Source organism: Nitrospirota bacterium, assembly GCA_040756155.1.
Classification (GTDB): Bacteria; Nitrospirota; Thermodesulfovibrionia; order JACRGW01; family JBFLZU01; genus JBFLZU01.
Genome location: JBFLZU010000017.1, coordinates 1 through 4,265 on the forward strand (window position 1 = coordinate 1; position 4,265 = coordinate 4,265).

A 4,265-nucleotide genomic window follows, 5' to 3' on the forward strand; every position below is an offset into this window, starting at 1 on the left:
AATTTGGTAGCCCCGTATAGATTTACAGGATTAGCTGCTTTATCTGTGCTTAAGGCTATTACTTTTCTGACACCTGTATCTATCGCAGCATTAATAATATTCTCTGCTCCCAAGATGTTAGTCTTTATTGCCTCGAAGGGGTTGTACTCTGCTGCTGGCACCTGTTTCAATGCAGCGGCATGAATTATATAATCAACACCTGTAAATGCCCTATAAAGGCGATCTTTGTCTCTGACATCTCCAATAAAATACCTGATACATGGATAGTCCCTTTCGCTAAAAACCTGACTCATTTCAAACTGCTTTAATTCATCACGACTGAAGACAATAAGCTTCTTGGGTTGATAGTTTTTTAAGATAATTTCTGTACACTTCTTGCCAAAAGAACCTGTCCCACCAGTAATTAGAATTGTTTTACCATTTAACATGTTATGTCTCCTATTAACTCAGGATTAAGCAGTAAGGATTAAAGGATTTAAGCTTACCCCTTTCCTTAATCCTTTCTTCAGGCAGGCTACCGCCATTCAGGTGTATGAACCTGTCACAGGAACACAGGATTGTTTCCATGCAGTATCAACTCAGGATTAAGGGGTAAGGAGTAAGGATTAAGGGAGAAAACCTTATCCCTTCAATCCTTCAATCCTTAACCCTAACAAGAAACTCCTTTTCTATCGTTACTCTGGCTTGATAGGATACTGCATTGAGCAGGATAATCACCCTATCTTTAGCCTTCATATCCCGCTCAAATATACCGATAAAGTCCTTAAATGGACCTTCTTTTATTAAAACCTCCTCGCCTGGTTTAAAGGAAGGAGGCTGTATTGTCACATACCCTTCTTTAATCCGTGATTTTATTGCATCTATAATCTCATTACCTACAGGGGCCGGAGAACCTTCATTACCAACAAACCTCTTTACCCCTCTCGTATACTTTACCAGCCTATAGTGGAGGTCTATGTCGAGATTGGCAAATATATAACAGGGGAATAATGGCTCGATAACCTCCTGCAGTCTTCCTCTTATCGTTTTTCTCCGCTTTAACTTTGGATTTAATACCTCTAATTCAATGCGTTTAAGCCTCTCAGTTACGAAATCCTCAAGCCTTGGTTTTGTATAAAGCACAAACCAGTTCTTCACTCCAAACGTCTCGACTGAGCTCGACGAAGTCTCTGAACCCTTCATTTCCAACCCCACTGTATTCGCCATATCTTATCCTGATCCACATGTTGCTCTATGAGTTTATTGTAATAGCCTTCTTCATCTCTGTCGGATGTTATAATGATTGCATCGAATTTAAGCTTATCTATATCATCAAAATCTGAAATCTTATGTCCATGAAACGATTTACCTACCTTTTTATCATCAATAACGCCTACAAGATTCAGGTTGCATTCACCAAGTGATATATGCACCAGTTCAGCCATCTCACCATCTCCACAGAATAGAACATCATTTACTCCTTTCTTGGATAATACCGAAAGACTCTTTACAATATTCTCCCTGGCATTTTTGAGATAGTGGATAGAACATATCGTATATTCGTATGTCAGGCGGGTCTTCTCTTTTATCCCCTTAGGTGTTATCAGATACTTGATGCGATTCTTGGGAATTGTAGTAATCTTTATGTAACCCTTTTTAACAAGGCGCTTTATTAGTGCATTGGTTAAACCTAACGCTACGCCAAGACGGGTAGATAGTTTTCTCTGTGTTAATGTGCTGTCTTGGGATATCTCATTGAGGAGTCTCAGGGTAACTTCATCATCCTTGCTGAAGTTATTATCCGGGGAGTTGTTCATGCCATGAACAATATCACAGTTAAAATCAAAAGTCAAGCATTTTGTTCATTTGATGAACATTACCTCACTGTTTAATAGATTACTATATTTCTTACTCTTTCTCTATAAATTTAATAATTTCTGGAACGATTATATCAAGAAATTCTGAAGGGCTAAGTATTTTGAGTGAATATCTTCCCTTTCTTTTTTAGTCTTACAAAGTCTTTTTTATCTCCAGTCACAAGAAAATCTGCATTACTCATAACCGCTGAAGCAAGGACTGGCGCATCCTTATCAGAGATATGGTCAGAAAATTTGTTTACATCTTCTACTGAAGGAAGTTCGATAATTTTAAGACTTAACTTAGTGAGGTATTCCTTGTATATAGGAATAACATCGGGCATTTTCTTAGTTAAATTTCTTTCAATTTCAATAATGTTGTATCGCCCTGTCATCCCTATAAGAAATGGAAGATTGAGGGATAAAATATCAAGAATTATGCGTGGGGCACCTTTATCTGAAAAAAGACCTGACAGAATGACATTTGAGTCAAGAAAAACCCTAACGGCTTTTTCTTCTATAGGTTTTTTCATAAAGAGTCTTCCGCTCTTCTTTAAGCCCGGCTAAAACATCTTCGATAGAAAGACCTGATTCTTTTAGTATCTTCTTTATCTGTCTCCTTGCTTCATCAAGTTCAAGTCTCTTAGGAGTTATAATGATGGTATTACCCACTGGAATAAGAGAAACTACCTGTCCTTCTTCAAGATGACTTATTTCCCTTATTTTCTTGGGAATAGTCAACTGGCCACGAGACTTTATTTCGCTTACTAATGATTTAATAGCCTGCATTTTTACCTCCCAAAATTTTATATTGTTAATTTCAAAATATCAGAATTCAGAATAACTTGCAATACTATTATTTTTCAAAGGCTTAAAAAGGTATAAGAAAGTTTTAGTTTATAATCTCATCACCAGTTTGTAGAACTCTGGATACTCATTTTTTGAAAGAAATACATCTTCCTTAAGGAGATTCAGCCCCTCGGGCACATATTTCAGGAAATATTTTTTGCCTTTCACTCTGGAGAGGAATCCGTATGCCCCAAGAGCCTGCATGTGTCTTTGAAGCCTGCAGGGTAGAAGTGTCTTCTTGAATTCTTTTCCACTAAATTCCTCACCAAGGATGCCTTTTATTCCTCGGATATAATAATCGATGAGTCTTTCCCCTAATATATCCTCCAAGCGGTAATATGGATCCCACAGGATAGAGACCAGATCATAGGCAGGTGGTCCTATTCTCGCACCCTGGTAATCTACCACTCCTATGATATTACTTTTTTTAATCATGATATTCTGTGACTGAAAATCCCTGTGTATAACAGTCTTTGGAAATGAATCCACCTTTATAGCCAATCTATGGAATTCATCCTCGAGCGCTATAATATCTTTTCCTGAAACAAGCCTGTCCTGGCGACAAGGCAAGGGTTCAGGATCGATATTTCTGATTCCCTTAACGAATCTCTCTATAAAATAACCAGTCTCCCAACGAAGATGTTCATAATCAAAGACCCTGCTCTGAAGAAGCGGGCATTCTGATACATACTTAGTTACTATAGTATGAAGGGAGATCAGAGTGTCAATAACACCCATGTATATTTTTTCTATCTCTTCCTGTTTGCGTGGGCATCTGAGCCATGTATATAAGGATATATCTCCGAGGTCCTCAAACAGAGCTTTCTTTTCAGTATAATCTACTTCAATAAGTCTGGGAACCGGGATAGAATACTTTTGAAAAAAACGTGTGTACTCAACATGTCTTCCAAAATCTGAATCGTCAGACCGACACTCCATAAGGACAACTGATTCCTTATCTCTCTTTACCCTGTAGTATTTTCTATCAGAGCCACCTGTCCCGATCAACTGAGCATCAGTCCCTTCAAAGACATCCCTCAGTTCTATCCTATAATCTTGCCCTATTATGCAATCTTCGTAGCGTGATTCCCCCTTTAAATGGGTTTCAGGGAGTATGATACAATTTCTCAGAGAAGTCCCTTTATCCAGTATCGAGCCTTCTTCAATCACCACATATCCGTTAAACTCAGCGTCTTTACATCCTTCAGCTGTTGGATGGATGTAGACTCTTTCACCCTCTTTCTTAAGGACATCTATAACAGAATTGGCATACCCCCTTGGTGTTCCGATATCTCTCCAGTAACAACCTGAGACATCTATCGTCCCGATCCTGTATCCAGAAGCAACAGCCTTTAACCATCCATCAACAACATTTGAGAACCCTTCACTTAAGAATCTCAGGAATGCCGGAGAATAGACGGCAATACCTGTAAAGGCAACCATTTTTGAGTTTTGAGTTTTGAGTTTTGAGATGAAGGTTCCTTTTTCATCAATCGCAACATTATTAAATTCAGGATAATCATGTACAGCGAGAGCCCCTATATTCCCTGAGGAGAGATGAGACTCAAGAACCCTATCTAA

The 4,265-nt window shown here is 38.5% G+C and carries 6 protein-coding genes; all 6 read right to left on the reverse strand.

Going from position 1 to position 4,265, the window contains the following annotated elements; all coding sequences use genetic code 11:
* Window positions 1-428: polysaccharide biosynthesis protein (locus AB1488_01360; protein MEW6408745.1), on the reverse strand; the 428-nt coding region annotated here is incomplete at its 3' end.
* Window positions 429-636: 208 nt separating this feature from the next.
* On the reverse strand, window positions 637-1,182 hold the full coding sequence (locus AB1488_01365; GenBank protein MEW6408746.1) for a transcription termination/antitermination NusG family protein: 546 nt from the start codon (window positions 1,180-1,182) through the stop codon (window positions 637-639).
* On the reverse strand, window positions 1,179-1,796 hold the full coding sequence (locus tag AB1488_01370; GenBank protein ID MEW6408747.1) for a winged helix-turn-helix transcriptional regulator: 618 nt from the start codon (window positions 1,794-1,796) through the stop codon (window positions 1,179-1,181). Before AB1488_01370 ends, AB1488_01365 begins: the two co-directional genes overlap by 4 nt.
* Before the next feature lie 152 nt (window positions 1,797-1,948).
* Complete coding sequence (locus tag AB1488_01375) at window positions 1,949-2,368, reverse strand: putative toxin-antitoxin system toxin component, PIN family (GenBank protein MEW6408748.1); 420 nt, start codon at window positions 2,366-2,368, stop codon at window positions 1,949-1,951.
* The gene (locus AB1488_01380) at window positions 2,337-2,624 is read right to left on the reverse strand and encodes an AbrB/MazE/SpoVT family DNA-binding domain-containing protein (GenBank protein MEW6408749.1); all 288 of its coding nucleotides are present in this window, start codon (window positions 2,622-2,624) and stop codon (window positions 2,337-2,339) included. The genes AB1488_01375 and AB1488_01380 overlap by 32 nt, the downstream gene beginning before the upstream one ends.
* Window positions 2,625-2,732: 108 nt before the next feature.
* On the reverse strand, window positions 2,733-4,265 hold a 1,533-nt coding region (locus AB1488_01385; GenBank protein ID MEW6408750.1), incomplete at its 5' end, for a phosphotransferase.